This window comes from Shewanella cutis, assembly GCF_022410515.1.
In the GTDB taxonomy this organism is placed as follows: domain Bacteria; phylum Pseudomonadota; class Gammaproteobacteria; order Enterobacterales; family Shewanellaceae; genus Shewanella; species Shewanella cutis.
The window spans coordinates 95,679-113,852 of sequence record NZ_JACSDI010000010.1 but is presented as its reverse complement, the minus strand read 5'-3'; the positions used below and the strand labels follow the sequence as shown (position 1 = coordinate 113,852).

Here is an 18,174-nt window from a genome sequence, read left to right as displayed (position 1 = left end):
AGGGTGCCAGTGAAAACTCTCGCCTTTATTGGCGTTCGTCCCTAGCAAGTTTACGCAGTTTTAGTTGTTTTTGTTGCACATTAAGGCTCGCTTTGACGAGTTGCTCTACATCCGAATCCAGTATTTGGCTGAATTCTAGATCGACTAAATAGTGCAAAGAAGCATTGTCTCGCTGTGCTTGCGGCGCATCGGATTGGGCTTGCTGTGAAAGCATACACGCGGTGACCTTGGCAAAACATAAAATCGCAACCAGTTCGTCATGGATAAATAAGGTGACTTTGAAATGGCGTCCTAAAGGCAACGCAGCGGTACTTAGCAAGCGAATACCGCTGCCTCCAAATTGACAACCAAGATATTTATCGCCTTCTTGGACCTCTTTCTCGAGCACATGTTGCAGGACTAAATCCACCTTGCGTGATTGCAGCTTAAGAAAGTCCACCACGACCTTTGCTTCGTTATCTAAATTCCGCAGTTGTAATAAACAGCTTGCTTCAAGGGCTTTTACTTCACTTAACAGCTGGATCCCCAAGGATTGCATTGATTTTAAAGCCATTTCACTGGGTAAAGGCCTGTTTTCGTCCCAGAGGCTTAAGTAGGCGGTAAAGGGATGAGGCACACTAAAATACGGATTGGTGTCAGGGAACAAGGCTTGCCTCTTTATTTATAGGACCTAAACCCCTATTATCGTGCCCATCTTTATGATTTAGCAAGTTCAGCACACAGGACGCAGCCCTCTTTCAATGGATCTTCGATTTCCTCTCTACGTTGGTTACCGTTATTGGCGGGCCAGAAAAGCAAACGCATTTGCTTCTTTTATTACCTTATTTGCCGTTTCGGGCATTTTTTTAGGGGTTGCCGCGTTAATCGTGGTCAGTTCGGTGATGAATGGCCTTGAAAGTCAATTAAAGCAGCGCATTCTTGGCGCTGTGCCGCAATTGACGGTTTACACGAAAGCTCCCTTAAGCGATTGGACAAGTGCGGCAGAAAAGCTAACCATGCTGCCCGGCGTGCAAGGGGTGACACCTAGTGTGTCGACGCAAGCCATGGTGCAGTCAGCGGCCAATATCCGTGCGGTACAAGTATTTGGGGTGTTTCCTGAGCTTGCCGAAAAACTTTCTGCGGTGGCGCAACATACTTATTCCGGCGCGTTTAACGAGTTAACCAGTGGCCAGTATCAGGTCATATTGGGCAGCGAACTGGCGCGCCAATTAAAGGTCAGCCCTGGGGATACGGTACGCTTATTAAGTGGCGATGGCGTGGTGTACTCGCCGCTTGGCCCTGTGCCCAGCCAACGCAAGTTTTTAGTGTCTGCGGTGTTTGAAATGGGCTCACAGGTGGATGCGGGTGTCGCTTACGTTCATTATCAAGATGCAAAGCGGTTGATGCGCCAGCCTAGTGATGAAATCAACCAGCTAAGGCTTTATTTAAACGATCCTTTCACAGCGCCTACGCTTGCCAAGGATGTGCAGCAAATCTTGACCGCGCAGGGCATTGAGGCGACGACGAGCGATTGGCGTGACACTTATGGTCATCTGTTTAGCGCAGTGAAGATGGAAAAAAACATGATGTCGCTGATGCTGAGCCTGATTGTCGCGGTAGCGGCATTCAATATCGTCTCGGCGTTGGTGATGATGGTTGTCGATAAAACCACCGATGTGGCGGTGCTTAAAACCCAAGGTTTAAGAACCTCCTCAGTCATGGGCATTTTTGTCGTGCAAGGTTTACTCAATGCAGTATTAGGTTTAGTGCTGGGCTTAGTGGTGGGCATTCTTATCACCCTTAATCTCAATGGTCTTATGGCAACCCTTGGGATCTCGATTTTAGGGGCAGGGCAAATGTTGCCGGTAAAACTGGCGCTTGGGCAATTATCGCTGATTATTGTCGGTACCTTAGTGGTGACCTTAGTGGCGACTCTTTACCCTGCGCTACGGGCTGCAAGGGTGCAGCCAGCCACAGCGCTGCGTTATGAATAACGGTATTTTCAACGACTAAAAAATTGCGCCAAAGTAAAAGTCGAATTTAGACGTGGCACTTAACCCATGTCATATAGAATCAATAGCGAGAATCTCAATGCAAGATGTGTTACTGCAAGTGCAGGCGGTGAGTAAGAGTTATCACGACGGCGATGTGACCACGCAAGTGTTATCCGACGTCGATTTACAGGTATTTAAGGGCGAGCAACTGGCGATTGTGGGCACTTCTGGCTCCGGCAAAAGTACGTTACTGCATATTATGGGGACGCTTGATAAACCTTCATCGGGCAAAGTGTTGTTGGCAGGTGAGGATTTATATCAGGTGAGCAGTGCGCGTCAGGCGCAGATCCGTAATCAGGATTTAGGCTTTATTTATCAATTCCATCATTTATTGCCCGAGTTCACCGCCCTTGAAAACGTGGCTATGCCATCGTTTATTCAAGGCAGAGATCGCGTTCAGGCTCAGGCCGATGCCAAAGTGTTGCTCGAGAGAGTCGGGCTTGGGCACAGAATGAGCCATATTCCTGCTGAGCTTTCGGGTGGGGAACGGCAGCGGGTGGCAATCGCCCGTGCGCTTATCAACAAACCCAAGTTAGTGCTGGCCGATGAGCCAACGGGAAACCTTGATGCCAAGAGCGGTGAGGCTGTGTATGAACTCATTCGCGAATTGGCCAATCAACTTGGTACGGCGTTTGTAGTGGTCACCCACGACCCTAAATTAGCCGCGCGGATGGACAGACAACTCACCATGAAAAATGGTTATCTGCAAGTACCGGAAAGCGCCCAATGAAAGTACCATTAGCCCTCTCTATTGGTTGGCGTTTTTACCGTGCGCGCCAATCCAATAGTTTTATTAGCTTTATTTCCTTTGCATCGACAGCGGGTATCGCCCTAGGCGTAGCCGTATTAATTATCGTGCTCTCGGCGATGAATGGTTTTGAGCGCGAGCTGGAGCAACGTTTACTCGGGGTGATCTCCCAAGCGGATGTGGTGGGCGTGAATGAGCCGATTGCTGACTGGCGCGCTGTTGAGCAAACCGCGCTGCAGATTGAAGGCATTACTGCTGCGGCACCTTTTATTCGTATGCAGGGTCTAGTGCAAAAGCCTGGTGGTTTTCAGGGGCTTGCTGTCGTTGGCATTGATCCTGAGCAAGAGGCAAAAGTCTCGACATTATCGCAATTTATGAGTCCAGAGACTTGGCAAAGCTTGAGTGAAGATGATAATCACATCGTCCTCGGGGAGAGTTTACTGAAAAAACTCGGCCTCGAGGTTGGCGATACGTTGGCGCTGTATGTACAAGATCTCGACCCTGAACATGCGGGAAGTTTACGTGCGGCAAAAAGCCATCGCTTTGTGGTGTCAGGTGTTTATCGCTTAGGTGGTGAGCTTGAATTAACCACGGCTTATATTCCCATGCGTTATGCGGCAAATATTCTGAATTTACACCAAGGCGTGACGGGCGTTCGTATCAGTGTGGCGCAGGTATTTGATGCACCAGCGAAAATTCGCGAGTTAGGCTATGCGTTGAACCAGTCGGTATATATTAGTGATTGGACCCGTACACAAGGGCACTTATATCAGGATATTCAATTAGTTCGCACCATAATGTACCTGGTATTAGTATTGGTGATCGGGGTGGCTTGCTTCAATATTGTCTCAACACTGGTGATGGCGGTGCGGGATAAAGCCAGTGAAATTGCGATCCTTATGACCATGGGGCTTAGCCGATTATCCGTGATGGGCATTTTTATGGTGCAGGGCGCATTAAACGGTTTAGTGGGATGTGCACTCGGCGGGGTGATAGGTATCGCAACAGCGACTAATCTCAGTGCAATTGCCCGTAGCATTGAGCAACTCTTTGGGATCCAATTATTGTCTGCCGATGTGTATTTTGTGGATTTTCTTCCCTCTGAGCTGCATTTGTCGGATGCCTGCTTAGTCATTGCCACAGCGTTTGTGATGAGCCTTATTGCAACGCTCTATCCCGCATGGAAGGCGAGCCGAATTGGCCCCGCGCAGGCATTGGCGGGCAGATAACCAGTGTTGAATATTAATCCAAGTAGCGCTAGGTAAACTTAAAATCTCAAAATAAAAAGGCCAGTGATACTTCACTGGCCTTTTTGATATTGTTTCGGATAAAGGCGATTAACGCTTTAAGCCTTCGTTCAATAAAGGACGCATGGTTTTGACTAACTCAGTGGTCACTTTCGGAGAACCAGCAACGATATTGCCAGAGATCAGGTAGTTGTGACCGCCAGTAAAGTCAGTGACAGTGCCGCCTGCTTCACGACATAACAGATCGCCAGCAGCGATATCCCATGGCTTTAAGCCGATTTCAAAGAAACCGTCTAAACGGCCAGCGGCCACATAGGCTAAATCTAATGCTGCAGAACCCGTGCGACGTAAGTCTGAACAATGACCAAACACTTCGCCGAAGATGGTCATATAGGTTTCGGTATGTTGACGGGCTTTAAATGGAAAACCTGTACCGATAATCGTTGGTGCTAATTCATTTACATTAGTAACGCGAATGCGGAAATCGTTTAATTTGGCGCCTTTACCACGGATTGCGGTAAATAATTCTTCACGAACTGGATCATAAACAACGGCAACTTCAGTTTTGCCTTTGTATTGGAGTGCGATAGAAACCGCAAAGTGGGGAATGCCTCTAACGAAGTTGTTAGTGCCATCCAGAGGATCGACTATCCAAATATAGTCTTTGTTTTCACCGCGGTTTTCGCCTTTCTCTTCACCCACGATAGTGTGATCAGGGTAAGATTTACGAATTTGATAGGTAATAGCCGCTTCTGCTTCCTTGTCTACACTGGTAACAAAATCGTTGATACCTTTAGCACTGACTTCAACTCGGTCAAGTTCAGTGTAGGCACGCATAATAGTTTGGCCGGCCGCGCGGGCAGCGCGAACAGCAATCGTCAGCATCGGATGCATTGCAATCCCCTGGATGTTAAAGAACGTTAAAAATAGCGGGCGGCATTATACTCGATTTGAATGTTATATCAAATACCGATTTTCATATAAGCATTCGCGTACGCCTGTGATAGTATTCGCTCCCTGTGTTTTGTGAATTAAATTAAGTCGTTTCATGCTAAGTAATATTCGGGTGATTTTAGTGGGGACATCGCACCCCGGCAATATTGGCTCCACTGCCAGAGCGATGAAAACGATGGGGTTATCTACCCTGTACCTTGCAGAGCCAAGATGTGACGTCGATGGTCAATCTATCGCTTTAGCAGCAGGTGCTTCGGACATTTTAAAGCATCTGGTGAAAGTGGACTCCTTAGAAGAGGCAATTGCCGATTGTAGCTTGGTGATTGCGACTAGTGCCCGTAGTCGGACGCTAGACTGGCCCATGCTCGATCCGCGCGAGGCGGGACAAAAGTTGGTGACAGAAGGTTTAGCAGGGCCTGTCGCCATCGTCTTTGGTCGTGAAAATCATGGGTTAACTAATGAAGAATTACAGCAATGTACTTACCATGTGGCGATTCCTGCTAACCCTGAATACAGCTCATTGAACCTCGCGCAGGCTGTGCAGATCATTTGTTATGAGACGCGTGTGGCACATTTAGCCCAAACGGAGGTGTCACAAGAGGTTGAAGAATATCCACTCTCTACCGATCTTGAGCGTTTCTTTGTACATCTTGAAAGTACCTTATCATCGACAGGCTTTATTATTAAAAACCATCCCGGTCAAGTGATGACGAAGCTTCGCCGAATGTTTAGCCGTGCGCGCATTGAAAGCCAAGAGATGAATATTCTTCGGGGAATTTTGACTTCGATTGATAAAGTGGTGAGCAATAAACAAAAATAGCCAAAGCATACTTGGCATATAACGTTAATCGCGAAGGATTGAGTAATGGGTGTGATAGCTAGGCTAAAAGAAGACATTGAATCTATATATCACCGTGATCCCGCGGCGCGCAGCGCCTTTGAGATCTTGGTCAACTATCCCGGAATGCATGCCATTTGGTTGCATCGGATAAGCCATAAATTATGGAAGCGTGATTGGCGCTTAATGGCTCGCTGTTTATCCACGTTTTCGCGCTGGCTGACGGGTGTAGAGATCCATCCTGGTGCCACCATCGGCAATCGTTTTTTTATTGACCATGGTATGGGCGTGGTAATTGGCGAAACGGCTGAGATTGGCGATGATTGTACTTTGTATCACGGCGTAACACTCGGTGGAACCACATGGCAAGCTGGTAAGCGACATCCTACACTGGGTAATAACGTCGTTGTTGGTGCTGGCGCTAAAATCTTAGGCCCTATCACCATGCATGATGGGGCGCGCGTAGGTTCAAATTCTGTTGTAGTAAAAGATGTGCCTAAGGATACGACAGTGGTCGGTATTCCTGGGCGTGTGGTGGCCACACCATCACCACAATCGAAAGAAAAATCTGAGCGCCGAAGTGCCATGGCCAAAAAATATGGTTTCGATGCTTACGCGGTATCACCTGATAATCCAGATCCGGTTGCAAATGCTATCGGTCAAATGCTGGATCATATGCATTTAATGGATTCAAAGGTGCAGGAGTTGTGTCAAGCCATCCAGCGTTTAGGCGGCGATGTATGCACCGAAAGATTGCCTGAGCTGAATGTCGGCGATTTTAACGATGTTGAAAAGGCGGCTGCTGATAAGCGCCAAAGTGCGCTAGACGAGTTTGACCCAAGTATTTAGTCCTGACAAAGAGCAGAGTGGATGCGATTGATTCTAGAGCGTAGCCACTCTGCAACCCCGTTTTTATCTTGATACACATCTCCTGTTGCACAGCTTTTGAACACTTCGGACATGTGTTCTCTGCTTTCATTTCAAGATAGTGCGTTAGATCCCGATATCTGGCCGATTTGGCTGATTAATTGCCCTCTGGCATTGAATCTTTGGACAGAAAAAGGTTAAATACCCCACCAAGATTAAAGGGTATTGGTCGACTGCATACGTAAATACTTGAGTGGTTTACTAGGTTTTATACTTGACTGATTTACTCAGGTATGTTGAAATAGCTCCATACCTGTACGGGAGCTATGGTAGTTATGAAACTTACATCTAAAGGTCGTTATGCAGTAACCGCAATGCTCGATGTGGCTATCCACTCGGCTTCGGGACCGGTTCCCTTAGCTGATATCTCTGAAAGACAAGGGATTTCGCTTTCCTATCTGGAACAACTCTTCGCAAAGTTACGCAAACATGGCCTCGTGGCCAGTGTCAGAGGCCCTGGTGGTGGTTACCGCTTAGGCTTAGAAGCAAATGATATTTCTGTTGGCATGGTTGTTCATGCAGTTGACGAGTCTGTCGATGCGACTCGTTGTCAAGGATTAGGCAATTGCCAGAGTGGAACTCGCTGCTTAACTCACTCGCTTTGGGGCGATTTAAGTAAACAAATTTCAGATTTTTTAGATGGTATCAGTCTTGCTGGCTTAATGCAGAAACGAGATGTGCAATTTATCTCACTTAAGCAAGACACTATGCAAAAGGAACAAAGGGTCATCTTGTAGGCTTTTTGTTATACGATAAAAACTATTTTTGTACGTTGTATGTAGCCTCGGCAGAGACTGCTAAGTACGGAGTGTGTTATGAAGCTTCCTATCTATTTAGATTATGCCGCCACCACGCCAGTCGATCCGCGAGTCGCGGAAAAAATGTTCCAATACATGACGATGGATGGCATCTTTGGTAACCCAGCATCACGTTCTCACCGTTATGGCTGGCAAGCAGAAGAAGCAGTGGATGTTGCTCGCAACCAAGTGGCAGATCTTATCAATGCTGATCACCGTGAAATCGTGTTTACCTCAGGTGCAACTGAGTCGAACAACCTCGCTATCAAAGGCGTTGCGCATTTCTACAATAAGAAAGGCAAGCACATTATCACCAGTAAGACTGAACACAAAGCTGTGTTAGATACTTGTCGTCAACTTGAACGTGAAGGTTTTGAAGTCACCTATTTAGAACCAGAATCTAACGGCATTATCCCGATGGCACGTTTAGAAGCGGCGATGCGTGACGATACTATTCTTGTCAGCATTATGCATGTGAATAACGAAATTGGTGTGATCCACGATATCGATGCCATTGGTGAATTATGCCGCTCAAAAGGCATTATTTTCCATATGGATGCGGCGCAAAGCGCTGGTAAATTACCGATTGATGTGCAAGCCACTAAGGTTGATCTGATCTCCATTTCTGGCCACAAAATGTATGGCCCAAAAGGGATTGGTGCACTGTATGTTCGCCGTAAACCTCGCATTCGTTTAGAATCACAAATGCATGGCGGTGGCCATGAACGCGGTATGCGTAGCGGTACTCTGCCAACTCACCAAATCGTCGGTTTAGGTGAAGCCTCTGCGATTGCAAAAGCTGAAATGGCAACAGATAACGCACGAATTGCAAAGCTGCGTGACAAGTTATGGAATGGCATCAAGCATATTGAAGAAACCTATGTGAACGGTGATATGAATCAGCGCACGAGCGGTAGTCTTAACGTCAGCTTCAACTATGTTGAAGGTGAGTCGCTGATGATGGCATTAAAAGATTTAGCCGTTTCATCAGGCTCGGCTTGTACATCAGCCAGCTTAGAGCCTAGCTATGTGTTACGTGCACTGGGCTTAAATGATGAAATGGCCCATAGCTCAATCCGTTTCTCAATCGGCCGTTTTACGACCGAAGAAGAAATAGACCACGCTATCGAAGTTATTACTCAATCTATTGATAAATTAAGAGAAATGTCCCCATTGTGGGAGATGTTCAAAGATGGCATCGACCTGAATCAGGTGCAGTGGGCTCATCATTAATTCGACCAATTACAATAGATAATTTTGGAGCAGTATCATGGCTTACAGTGAAAAAGTGATAGATCATTATGAGAATCCACGTAACGTTGGTTCTTTTGATAAAAACGATCCTTCAGTCGTAACCGGTATGGTGGGCGCACCAGCCTGCGGTGACGTGATGAAGTTACAGCTTAAAATCGGTGCTGACGGTATTATCGAAGATGCTAAGTTCAAAACCTATGGTTGTGGTAGTGCGATTGCATCTAGCTCACTGGTAACTGAGTGGGTTAAAGGCAAGACAATTGAGCAAGCTGCAGCGATCAAAAACACTGATATTGCAGAAGAATTAGCTCTGCCACCCGTAAAAATCCACTGTTCTATTTTGGCTGAAGATGCCATTAAAGCGGCGATTGACGAGTACAAATCTAAACAAGCTAAGTAACATCTGGAGTTAAGATGGCAATTACAATGACCCCAGCGGCAACTGAACGCGTCAGGTCTTTCTTAGCAAATCGAGGCAAGGGCATTGGTCTGCGTCTCGGCTTAAAGACGTCAGGCTGTTCAGGTATGGCTTATGTGCTTGAGTTTGTTGATGCGCTGAACGATGACGATGAAGTTTATGATATTGATGGTGTAAAAATCATTATTGATGCCAAAAGCTTTATCTATCTTCAGGGCATTGAGTTGGATTTTGTTAAAGAAGGCCTGAACGAAGGTTTCCAATTTAACAATCCTAACGCAAAAGGTGAGTGCGGTTGCGGTGAGAGTTTCACTGTTTAATTGCCGAATTGACGCATGAATTATTTCGAGCTGTTTAAATTTTCCCCTACCTTCGATATTGACACCGCAGTGCTTGCAGATCGCTACCGCGAGCTGCAACGGGCGGTGCATCCCGATAAGTTTGCCAATGATACCGAGCAACAACGGTTGCTGTCGGTGCAACGTACTGCGCAAGTCAATGATGGTTATCAAACTCTCAAAGATCCCATCCGCCGTGCTGAGCATATTCTCTCACTGCGTGGTATTGATTTAAGCCATGAAACCACGACGGTGAAAGATACTGCATTTTTAATGCAGCAGATGGAATGGCGCGAAGCATTAGAAGATATCCGTGAGAGTACCGATCATCAAGCCATTATTAATGAACTGTACGATTCTTTTGCGGCTTACCGTCTAAAATTGACTAAATTATTGACTGCACAACTCAGCAGTGGCAGCGACGAAGACGCCTTGTTAGCGGCAGATCAAGTACGCAAACTTAAATTTATGGCAAAATTACAGGATGAGCTGACGCGTATCGAAGACGCTTTGCTAGATTAATTTTCCCTATTGCAGTTATTTTGCCGATTCCGATTGATTTGAGTCGGCGTTACTAAGTTGGATACATATGGCCCTTTTGCAGATTGCTGAGCCCGGACAAAGTGCCGCGCCGCACCAACATAGACTTGCCGTTGGCATCGATTTAGGTACAACTAATTCCCTTGTGGCCGCTGTACGCAGTGGCGTAACGGCGACCTTGCCCGATGAAAACGGACAGCATTCTTTACCTTCGATAGTCCGCTACACTCAAGAGGGCATTGAAGTGGGTTATGTTGCGGCCATGAGTTCAGCACAGGATCCTAAAAATACTATCGTTTCGGTCAAACGTTTTATGGGACGTAGTCTTACGGATATCCAATCTGGCGAGCAATCTTTCCCATATCAATTTGAAGCCAGTGAAAATGGTTTACCGCTGTTTGTCACGCCGCAAGGTCGAGTGAATCCGGTGCAAGTTTCGGCCGAAATTTTACGTCCCTTGATTGAGCGCGCCGAGAAAACTCTAGGTGGCGAGCTACAAGGCGCGGTGATAACTGTGCCAGCTTATTTCGATGATTCCCAGCGTCAGGGCACTAAGGATGCGGCGTCTTTATTGGGTATAAAGGTTTTACGTTTATTAAATGAACCAACCGCAGCTGCGATTGCCTATGGTTTAGACTCAAAGCAAGAAGGCGTGATCGCTATTTACGATCTGGGTGGCGGCACCTTCGATATTTCTATTTTGCGTTTGAATCGTGGCGTATTTGAAGTACTTGCTACGGGGGGCGATTCGGCGCTCGGTGGTGATGATTTTGATCATCTTTTACAAGCACATATGCAGCAAGTGTGGCAACTGACTGATATCGACTCTCAGTTAAGTCGCCAGCTATTGATTGAAGCGCGCCGGGTAAAAGAAGCCTTAACCGATTCGAGTGATACTGAGGCTAGTCTTACCCTTGCCGATGGTTCGGTGCTCAAACAAGTGGTTACTAAGGCGCAATTTGAGAGCCTCATTGCTGCGCTTGTGAAGAAAACCATCGCAAGTTGTCGCCGCACCCTACGTGATGCGGGCGTAACGGCTGATGAAGTGCTTGAAACCGTCATGGTTGGCGGCTCTACCCGCGTGCCATTAGTCCGTGAGCAAGTTGAAGCCTTTTTTGGTAAAGCGCCATTAACTTCAATCGATCCTGACCGCGTTGTCGCCATTGGCGCGGCGATTCAGGCTGATATTTTGGTCGGTAACAAACCCGAATCTGAATTATTACTGCTCGATGTGATCCCCTTGTCGTTAGGGATTGAAACCATGGGCGGTTTAGTGGAGAAAGTGGTGTCTCGTAACACGACTATCCCCGTGGCACGCGCCCAAGAGTTTACCACCTTTAAGGATGGACAAACGGCGATGGCGTTCCATGTCGTGCAGGGTGAGCGCGAGTTAGTCGATGATTGTCGCTCACTCGCACGCTTTACGCTTAAAGGCATTCCGCCGTTAGCGGCAGGAGCTGCCCATATTCGGGTGACCTTCCAAGTCGATGCCGATGGTCTGCTCAGTGTCACCGCGATGGAGAAATCCACCGGCGTGCAAGCAAGTATTCAAGTGAAGCCTTCGTTTGGTTTATCGGATACTGAAATCGCGACTATGCTCAAGGACTCGATGAAGCATGCGAAAGAAGATATTCGTCGTCGTATGCTGGCTGAGCAGCAAGTTGAGGCGGCGAGGGTGCTTGAGTCATTAAATGCCGCGCTCTCAAAAGATGGTGACTTGCTAACAAGCGATGAGCGTCAGCAAATTGATGCTGTGATGGCAGAGCTGGTTCAAGTCGCCAGTAGTGATGATGCAGATGCAATTAAAAAAGCGATCGAAATCCTTGATGAACATACTCAAGATTTTGCTGCAAAACGTATGGATAATTCTATTCGAGTGGCCTTTAAAGGTCAGTCAATTGACAAGATATAGGTGATGTGATGCCCCAGTTAGTGTTTCTTCCCCATGCTGAGTTGTGTCCCGATGGCGCAGTGTTGGAAGCCAAAGTAGGTGAAACGATTCTTGATGTGGCGCTGCGCAATGGCATCAATATCGAGCATGCTTGTGAAAAATCCTGTGCTTGCACTACATGCCATTGTATTGTGCGTGAAGGATTTGATGAACTAGAGCCAAGTGATGAACTTGAAGACGATATGCTTGATAAAGCTTGGGGACTTGAGCCTGAGAGCCGTTTATCCTGTCAGGCCAAAGTCGTCGATAGCGATCTGGTGATTGAAATTCCTAAGTATACAGTCAATATGGTGAGTGAGGGTTAATCAACTCAAGCTAGCTATATCGCCAAAAACCAGTCTTTGTGACTGGTTTTTGGCTTCTAGCGCCCAGCATTTGCGCAAGCGATAATAGCCATGATTGATTTATCCCTAAGCAAGCGTATTATGCCCTCAAAATGTAATGGTTGTCGGAGACCAGAATGAGAATCGCGATCTTATCGCAAGGGCCAGAGCTATATTCCACAAAGCGACTCGTTGAGGCTGCGACATTACGTGGTCACGAAGTTAAAGTGATCAACCCGCTTGAATGTTACATGAACATCAATATGCGCCAATCGAGCATTCATATTGGTGGTGAAGAATTACCGCCCTTTGATGCGGTGATCCCACGTATCGGCGCATCAATTACCTTTTACGGCTCTGCGGTGCTGCGCCAGTTTGAGATGATGGGCGTCTATGCGCTCAATGATTCAGTAGGCATTTCGCGCTCCCGCGATAAGCTGCGCTCAATGCAGTTAATGTCGCGCCGCGGCATTGGTTTACCTATCACGGGCTTTGCGAACAAACCAAGTGATATTCCTGATTTAATTGATATGGTCGGCGGCGCACCTTTAGTGATTAAATTGCTAGAGGGCACTCAAGGTATTGGTGTGGTGTTGGCTGAAACTCGTAAAGCGGCTGAGAGTGTGATTGAAGCTTTTATGGGATTAAAAGCCAACATCATGGTGCAAGAATATATCAAAGAAGCCAACGGGGCCGATATTCGCTGTTTTGTCCTTGGGGATAAAGTGGTCGCTGCGATGAAGCGTCAAGCCATGCCAGGGGAGTTTCGCTCAAACCTTCATCGTGGGGGTACGGCAAGTTTAGTCAAACTCACGCCAGAAGAACGCTCAGTTGCTATTCGCGCCGCCAAAACCATGGGCTTAAATGTTGCAGGTGTGGATTTACTGCGCTCAAACCATGGCCCTTTAGTGATGGAAGTGAACTCCTCGCCAGGCCTTGAAGGTATTGAAGGTGCGACCGCTAAGGATGTCGCTGGGGCCATTATCGAGTTTGTTGAAAAAAATGCCCTCAAGACAAAAAAGCCAACTCAAGCCTAAAGTTGCGCGGTTATTAAGCTAAACTCAGTGTAAATGTACGTAAGCTGCAGTTTGCATCAGGGGAAAAAGATGTCATTAAAGTGGATTGATTCATTAGATATCGCCTTAGAATTACTCGAGAAGCATTCAGAGGTTGATCCCCGTAAGCTGCATTTTACCGAATTGTATCAGTGGGTATTGGCACTAGATGATTTTGGTGATGATCCTAAACATTGCAATGAAAAGGTATTAGAAGCCATTCAGCAATGCTGGATTGAAGAAAAGTAGCTTAGGTCAAGCGCGTTACGAGCCCTGCGGTTGTGTCAACTTGTCCACGGAAATACGATAGAGAGTGATTTAGCTCACGTTTGGTTAGCTTTAATTTGAGATTGTTGTTGGAGTTTGATCAGTATCAAATTCATTATTATTGAATAACGTACCTTGTTATTTATCGGTTAAGTTATTAACCGCTTAATGTTATTTCGCAACGCAAGGATGTTCTCATGAAACTTTTGTTTGCTATGTTATTCACACTGTTACCCGCGTTGGCATGGGCTCATCCTGGTCATGGCGGCGTCGGTTTATTCCATCATTTGCTCGATTTAGCGCCTGCGATTATTTTGGTTGCTTTAATAGCATGGGCAGGAATTTGGGTAAAAAATAGAAAGTAACTTAATTTGACTACGTGTATCGGTACACTAAGCCCTTGAGATATATCGTTGTTAACAATCGCCTGTCGCCATAAAATCCGACTGGCGTTTTTTTGTGTGATCAATCTGGTTACAAATCCAGCCAACGTGCGCAATATCTCAGACTTATGTGCTTTAAAGATAGGATTTACCTTTTAAATTTCGTATAATCCGCGCGAATTTTTTCAAACTTGCTGACAAAGGAAGCTTGTTATGGCGATCGAACGCACATTTTCTATCATTAAGCCTGATGCTGTTGCTAAAAACCACATCGGTGCAATCTACAACCGTTTTGAAACTGCTGGTCTGAAGATCGTTGCAGCTAAAATGTTACACCTGACTAAAGAACAAGCTGAAGGTTTCTATGCTGAGCATAGCGAGCGTGGCTTCTTCGGCGCTCTGGTTGCTTTCATGACCTCTGGCCCAATCATGGTTCAAGTATTAGAAGGCGAAAACGCTGTTTTAGCTCACCGTGAAATTTTAGGTGCGACTAACCCAGCTCAAGCTGCTCCTGGTACTATCCGTGCCGATTTCGCTCAAAGCATCGACGAAAACGCTGCTCACGGTTCTGACTCTTTAGCATCTGCAGAACGTGAAATTGCTTACTTCTTCAGTGCGGAAGAACTGTGTCCACGTACTCGTTAATCTGAGTGCGAGACCGAAGAAGGGAGCCTTATGGCTCCTTTTTTATTGGCTAAGATTTATGCAGTGTGTCATTAATGTGGCAATTTTTTGATAAGACACTATTTTTATTTCATTTTTAAAGTTTTTCATTTTTTCCCTTGAAATCCGTTTTGCTATCCTTATATCTACTACAGGATCGCTCGATGAGGATCCTTGATTAATTCTGTGCCGCAAGGACAGAACTTAACTTCGGCGAGACATATCACGTATGTTTGTGACGATTGTCCGCTAATTTCCCATATTGCTTAAGACAAGGATATGAATATGCGTACTTATGATTTAACTCCTCTTTACCGTAGTGCCATTGGTTTTGATCGTTTAGCCCAGATGGCGGAACATGCCGCTGCAAATAATGGCAACTCAGGTTATCCTCCATACAACATTGAACTCCTTGGCGAAAATCGTTATCGCATTACTATGGCCGTGGCCGGGTTCTCAATGGAAGAGCTTGAGATCAGTAGCGAAGGCGAAAAATTACTGGTTAAAGGTAATAAAGCAGAAAGCCAAACTGAGCGTAAATACCTCTACCAAGGAATTGCTGAGCGCGGTTTTGAGCGCACCTTCCAACTGGCTGATTATGTGACTGTATTGGGTGCCAGCTTAGAGAATGGTTTATTGAATATTGATTTAGTGCGTGAAATTCCTGAAGCATTAAAACCACGCAAGATTGAAATCACCACATCGCGCTTATTAGATAGTCAATCCTAATCTGTGCTGATAAACAAGGGGAGCTTAATGCTCCCCTTATTGTTATCTCTGTCCCGCTCGAATTTGAGATGTTTTCTAAACGTTATCTTTATATAAGCTCTTTAAGCTTTCATCGCTTTTTCACCGCGGGCCAGACCTACTACACCAGAGCGTGATACTTCAACCACTTTGGTCACTTCACCCATCGAATGAATAAAGGCATCAAGCTTTTCGGTCGTGCCCACCAATTGAATGGTGTAGAGATTAGCGGTGACATCGACAATCTGCCCACGGAAGATATCGGCGGTGCGCTTAATTTCTTCCCTAAGCTCCCCTTGGGCACGGACTTTAACCAGTGCCAGTTCTCGCTCAATATAAGCTGACTCGGTGACATTCGACACCTTAAGCACATCGACTAACTTGTGCAGTTGTTTTTCGATTTGCTCAAGAACTTTCTCATCGGCAACCAGTGAGATATTAAGACGTGACAAGGTATTATCGTCAGTCGGTGCCACGGTTAAACTTTCAATGTTGTAACCGCGCTGGGAAAATAGGCCGACAACACGGGATAGGGCGCCGGACTGGTTTTCAAGTAATACAGATATAATTCGACGCATTAGCATTTCTCCGTTTTGCTTAACCACATTTCATTCATCGCGCCGCCGCGGATAAGCATCGGATAAACGTGCTCAGTCTCATCCACCATAATGTCGATAAATACCAATCTGTCTTTCATGGCGAGGGCTTCGGCCATCTTAGATTCAAGCTCAGCGGGATCGCTAATCGTCATGCCAACATGGCCATAGGCTTCGGCAATTTTTGCAAAATTAGGTACCGAATCCATATAGGAATGGGAATGGCGACCAGAGTAGATCATATCCTGCCACTGTTTCACCATGCCAAGGAACCGGTTGTTTAAGTTAATAATTTTAACCGGCGTATCGTATTGCAGAGCGGTTGAAAGCTCTTGAATATTCATCTGAATCGAACCATCACCGGTTACGCAGACGACGGTTTCATCCGGCATCGCCATTTTGACCCCCATGGCGGCGGGTAAGCCAAAGCCCATGGTGCCAAGGCCACCTGAGTTTATCCAGCGGCGAGGTTTATCAAAGGGATAATACAGTGCGGCAAACATCTGATGCTGGCCCACATCCGAGGCGACATAAGCCTCACCATTAGTGAGTTTATAAAGAGTTTCAATCACTTGCTGTGGCTTGATCCGATGACTTTCCTTATCGTATGCCAAGCAGTTGCGGTTACGCCACACAGTGATCTCTTGCCACCATTGGTTGAGTGCATCGCTATCGTTGCTCTCCTTCGATTCTTCAAGCAGGGCTAACATGCTGTCTAATACAATATCGGCCGAGCCGACGATCGGGATATCCACTCGTACGGTTTTTGAAATCGATGAGGGGTCGATATCGATATGTAAAATGGTGGCATTAGGGCAGTATTTTTCGATGTTGTTGGTGGTTCTGTCATCGAAACGCACGCCAATCCCGAAGATAAGATCGCAGTTATGCATCGCCATGTTGGCTTCGTAACGGCCGTGCATCCCCAGCATGCCTAAGCTATGTTGGTGAGTGCCAGGAAAAGCGCCTAGGCCCATTAAGGTGCTGACAACGGGAATATTTAACTTTTCTGCCAGCGTTAAGATTTGTTTTTCACATCCTGAGATAATCGCGCCGCCGCCCACATACAGCACGGGTTTCTTTGCGGTTAACAATGCTTGCAATCCACGGCGTATTTGACCTTTATGGCCCGTTGTCGTTGGATTATAGGAGCGCATTTTAATGCTCTCTGGGTAAATGTAATCGTGCAGTAATGCCGGATTTAAGCAATCTTTCGGTAAATCAACCACGACAGGTCCGGGACGACCGGTTGAAGCGATATAAAAGGCTTTTTTAATGATCTCAGGAATTTGTGTAGGATCTTGAACTAAAAAACTGTGTTTGACGACGGGGCGCGAAATCCCAATCATATCGCACTCTTGGAAAGCATCATTACCGATTAGGTTGCTAGGTACTTGGCCTGATAACACCACAAGCGGAATTGAATCCATATAAGCGGTAGCGATACCGGTAATCGCATTGGTTGCCCCAGGACCAGAGGTTACAAGCACTACGCCCACTTTACCCGTGGCGCGGGCATAGCCATCGGCCATATGCACAGCGGCTTGTTCGTGGCGAACCAGAATGTGTTCAATACCGGGGATAAGGTGCAGGGCGTCGTAGATATCTAACACTGAGCCGCCAGGATAACCAAAAATGTGCTTTACACCTTCATCAATAAGGGAACGCACAATCATGCTGGCGCCGGATAACTTCTCCATGTGAAACTCCTATTGCATAGTACCGTTACGGTAAACAGTATCTTGTTACAGCGACGGTAATCGCTCTAAAAATAAGCCTGAAGGGTAATTCAGACTCCGATTGCTTGGCTTAAAATCACCGATTTCAAGCACTCATCCTTTGGGATGCAGCAGCTGTTGCAATGAACAGAATTTCATCATATTCAAAAAAGAACACATTTCAAGGGTTTTCTGTAAAAAATAACTAACTTGAAACAATTTCATGTTTAGCGGCTAAAAATTGCTATCGAACAGACAGGTTGTTTTGTGGGTGTGTATTTTTATATCTTTAATAACAATATGATATGTAGATTTTTATGATAAATGGCACTTAAGTGCCATTTAATTAGAAAGTACTGAAATTGTGAACAGTAAAT

The 18,174-nt window shown here is 46.2% G+C and carries 21 protein-coding genes; 17 read left to right on the top strand and 4 right to left on the bottom strand.

Annotated features, from left to right (window positions below; genetic code table 11):
• Positions 1–25 precede the first annotated feature (25 nt).
• Positions 26–646: a hypothetical protein gene (locus tag H9J30_RS14105; protein ID WP_240131564.1), complete on the bottom strand. Its 621-nt coding sequence runs from the start codon at positions 644–646 to the stop codon at positions 26–28.
• Positions 647–740: 94 nt separating this feature from the next.
• Here H9J30_RS14105 and H9J30_RS14100 point away from each other — a divergent pair, with 94 nt between their 5' ends.
• The 3 genes from H9J30_RS14100 (at position 741) to lolE (ending at position 4,010) form a co-directional block, all read left to right on the top strand.
• On the top strand, positions 741–1,973 hold the full coding sequence (locus H9J30_RS14100) for a lipoprotein-releasing ABC transporter permease subunit (protein ID WP_240131563.1): 1,233 nt from the start codon (positions 741–743) through the stop codon (positions 1,971–1,973).
• A gap of 97 nt (positions 1,974–2,070) precedes the next feature.
• Positions 2,071–2,763, top strand: a complete 693-nt coding sequence (gene lolD, locus H9J30_RS14095; protein ID WP_240131562.1) for a lipoprotein-releasing ABC transporter ATP-binding protein LolD — start codon at positions 2,071–2,073, stop codon at positions 2,761–2,763.
• Positions 2,760–4,010, top strand: a complete 1,251-nt coding sequence (gene lolE / locus H9J30_RS14090; RefSeq protein ID WP_240131561.1) for a lipoprotein-releasing ABC transporter permease subunit LolE — start codon at positions 2,760–2,762, stop codon at positions 4,008–4,010. Before lolD ends, lolE begins: the two co-directional genes overlap by 4 nt.
• Positions 4,011–4,118: 108 nt before the next feature.
• Here the strand turns inward: lolE and suhB are convergent, their stop codons facing one another.
• Positions 4,119–4,922 (bottom strand): inositol-1-monophosphatase, encoded by an 804-nt coding sequence (gene suhB / locus H9J30_RS14085; RefSeq protein WP_240131560.1) that lies wholly within the window; start codon positions 4,920–4,922, stop codon positions 4,119–4,121.
• Between the two features lie 154 nt (positions 4,923–5,076).
• On the opposite strand from suhB, the gene trmJ reads away from it, so the two are divergent.
• The 14 genes from trmJ (at position 5,077) to H9J30_RS14015 (ending at position 15,465) form a co-directional block, all read left to right on the top strand.
• Complete coding sequence (gene trmJ / locus H9J30_RS14080; RefSeq protein ID WP_240131559.1) at positions 5,077–5,802, top strand: tRNA (cytosine(32)/uridine(32)-2'-O)-methyltransferase TrmJ; 726 nt, start codon at positions 5,077–5,079, stop codon at positions 5,800–5,802.
• Between the two features lie 45 nt (positions 5,803–5,847).
• Positions 5,848–6,669, top strand: a complete 822-nt coding sequence (gene cysE / locus H9J30_RS14075; protein WP_011072274.1) for a serine O-acetyltransferase — start codon at positions 5,848–5,850, stop codon at positions 6,667–6,669.
• 353 nt (positions 6,670–7,022) lie between these two features.
• Positions 7,023–7,484 carry a Fe-S cluster assembly transcriptional regulator IscR gene (iscR, locus tag H9J30_RS14070; protein ID WP_011072275.1) on the top strand — a complete coding sequence of 154 codons (462 nt, stop codon included), beginning with the start codon at positions 7,023–7,025 and terminating at the stop codon, positions 7,482–7,484.
• 78 nt (positions 7,485–7,562) lie between these two features.
• A complete protein-coding gene (locus H9J30_RS14065) occupies positions 7,563–8,777 on the top strand; it encodes an IscS subfamily cysteine desulfurase (protein WP_240131558.1) in 1,215 nt (404 codons plus the stop codon).
• Positions 8,778–8,814: 37 nt separating this feature from the next.
• Entirely contained in the window at positions 8,815–9,198 is a 384-nt protein-coding gene (gene iscU, locus H9J30_RS14060) for a Fe-S cluster assembly scaffold IscU (RefSeq protein WP_011072277.1), read from the top strand.
• Between the two features lie 14 nt (positions 9,199–9,212).
• The gene (gene iscA, locus H9J30_RS14055) at positions 9,213–9,536 is read left to right on the top strand and encodes an iron-sulfur cluster assembly protein IscA (RefSeq protein WP_011072278.1); all 324 of its coding nucleotides are present in this window, start codon (positions 9,213–9,215) and stop codon (positions 9,534–9,536) included.
• A 15-nt stretch (positions 9,537–9,551) separates the two neighbouring features.
• Positions 9,552–10,076: a co-chaperone HscB gene (gene hscB / locus H9J30_RS14050; RefSeq protein ID WP_240131557.1), complete on the top strand. Its 525-nt coding sequence runs from the start codon at positions 9,552–9,554 to the stop codon at positions 10,074–10,076.
• 67 nt (positions 10,077–10,143) lie between these two features.
• Positions 10,144–12,006, top strand: a complete 1,863-nt coding sequence (gene hscA, locus H9J30_RS14045; protein WP_240131556.1) for a Fe-S protein assembly chaperone HscA — start codon at positions 10,144–10,146, stop codon at positions 12,004–12,006.
• Positions 12,007–12,014: 8 nt separating this feature from the next.
• Complete coding sequence (gene fdx / locus H9J30_RS14040; RefSeq protein WP_011622515.1) at positions 12,015–12,350, top strand: ISC system 2Fe-2S type ferredoxin; 336 nt, start codon at positions 12,015–12,017, stop codon at positions 12,348–12,350.
• A gap of 155 nt (positions 12,351–12,505) precedes the next feature.
• The gene (gene rimK / locus H9J30_RS14035; RefSeq protein ID WP_011072282.1) at positions 12,506–13,405 is read left to right on the top strand and encodes a 30S ribosomal protein S6--L-glutamate ligase; all 900 of its coding nucleotides are present in this window, start codon (positions 12,506–12,508) and stop codon (positions 13,403–13,405) included.
• A 69-nt stretch (positions 13,406–13,474) separates the two neighbouring features.
• Complete coding sequence (gene iscX / locus H9J30_RS14030; protein ID WP_240131555.1) at positions 13,475–13,672, top strand: Fe-S cluster assembly protein IscX; 198 nt, start codon at positions 13,475–13,477, stop codon at positions 13,670–13,672.
• A gap of 215 nt (positions 13,673–13,887) precedes the next feature.
• Positions 13,888–14,055 (top strand): hypothetical protein, encoded by a 168-nt coding sequence (locus H9J30_RS14025; RefSeq protein WP_011072284.1) that lies wholly within the window; start codon positions 13,888–13,890, stop codon positions 14,053–14,055.
• Positions 14,056–14,286: 231 nt separating this feature from the next.
• A complete protein-coding gene (gene ndk, locus H9J30_RS14020; protein WP_011072285.1) occupies positions 14,287–14,718 on the top strand; it encodes a nucleoside-diphosphate kinase in 432 nt (143 codons plus the stop codon).
• A gap of 303 nt (positions 14,719–15,021) precedes the next feature.
• Positions 15,022–15,465, top strand: coding sequence for an Hsp20 family protein (locus H9J30_RS14015; RefSeq protein ID WP_037430809.1), 444 nt, complete (start codon positions 15,022–15,024; stop codon positions 15,463–15,465).
• 101 nt (positions 15,466–15,566) lie between these two features.
• Here H9J30_RS14015 and ilvN read toward each other — a convergent pair whose 3' ends face one another.
• On the bottom strand, positions 15,567–16,061 hold the full coding sequence (gene ilvN / locus H9J30_RS14010; protein WP_011072288.1) for an acetolactate synthase small subunit: 495 nt from the start codon (positions 16,059–16,061) through the stop codon (positions 15,567–15,569).
• The gene (locus H9J30_RS14005; protein ID WP_240131554.1) at positions 16,061–17,779 is read right to left on the bottom strand and encodes an acetolactate synthase 3 large subunit; all 1,719 of its coding nucleotides are present in this window, start codon (positions 17,777–17,779) and stop codon (positions 16,061–16,063) included. Before H9J30_RS14005 ends, ilvN begins: the two co-directional genes overlap by 1 nt.
• Positions 17,780–18,174: the final 395 nt, after the last annotated feature.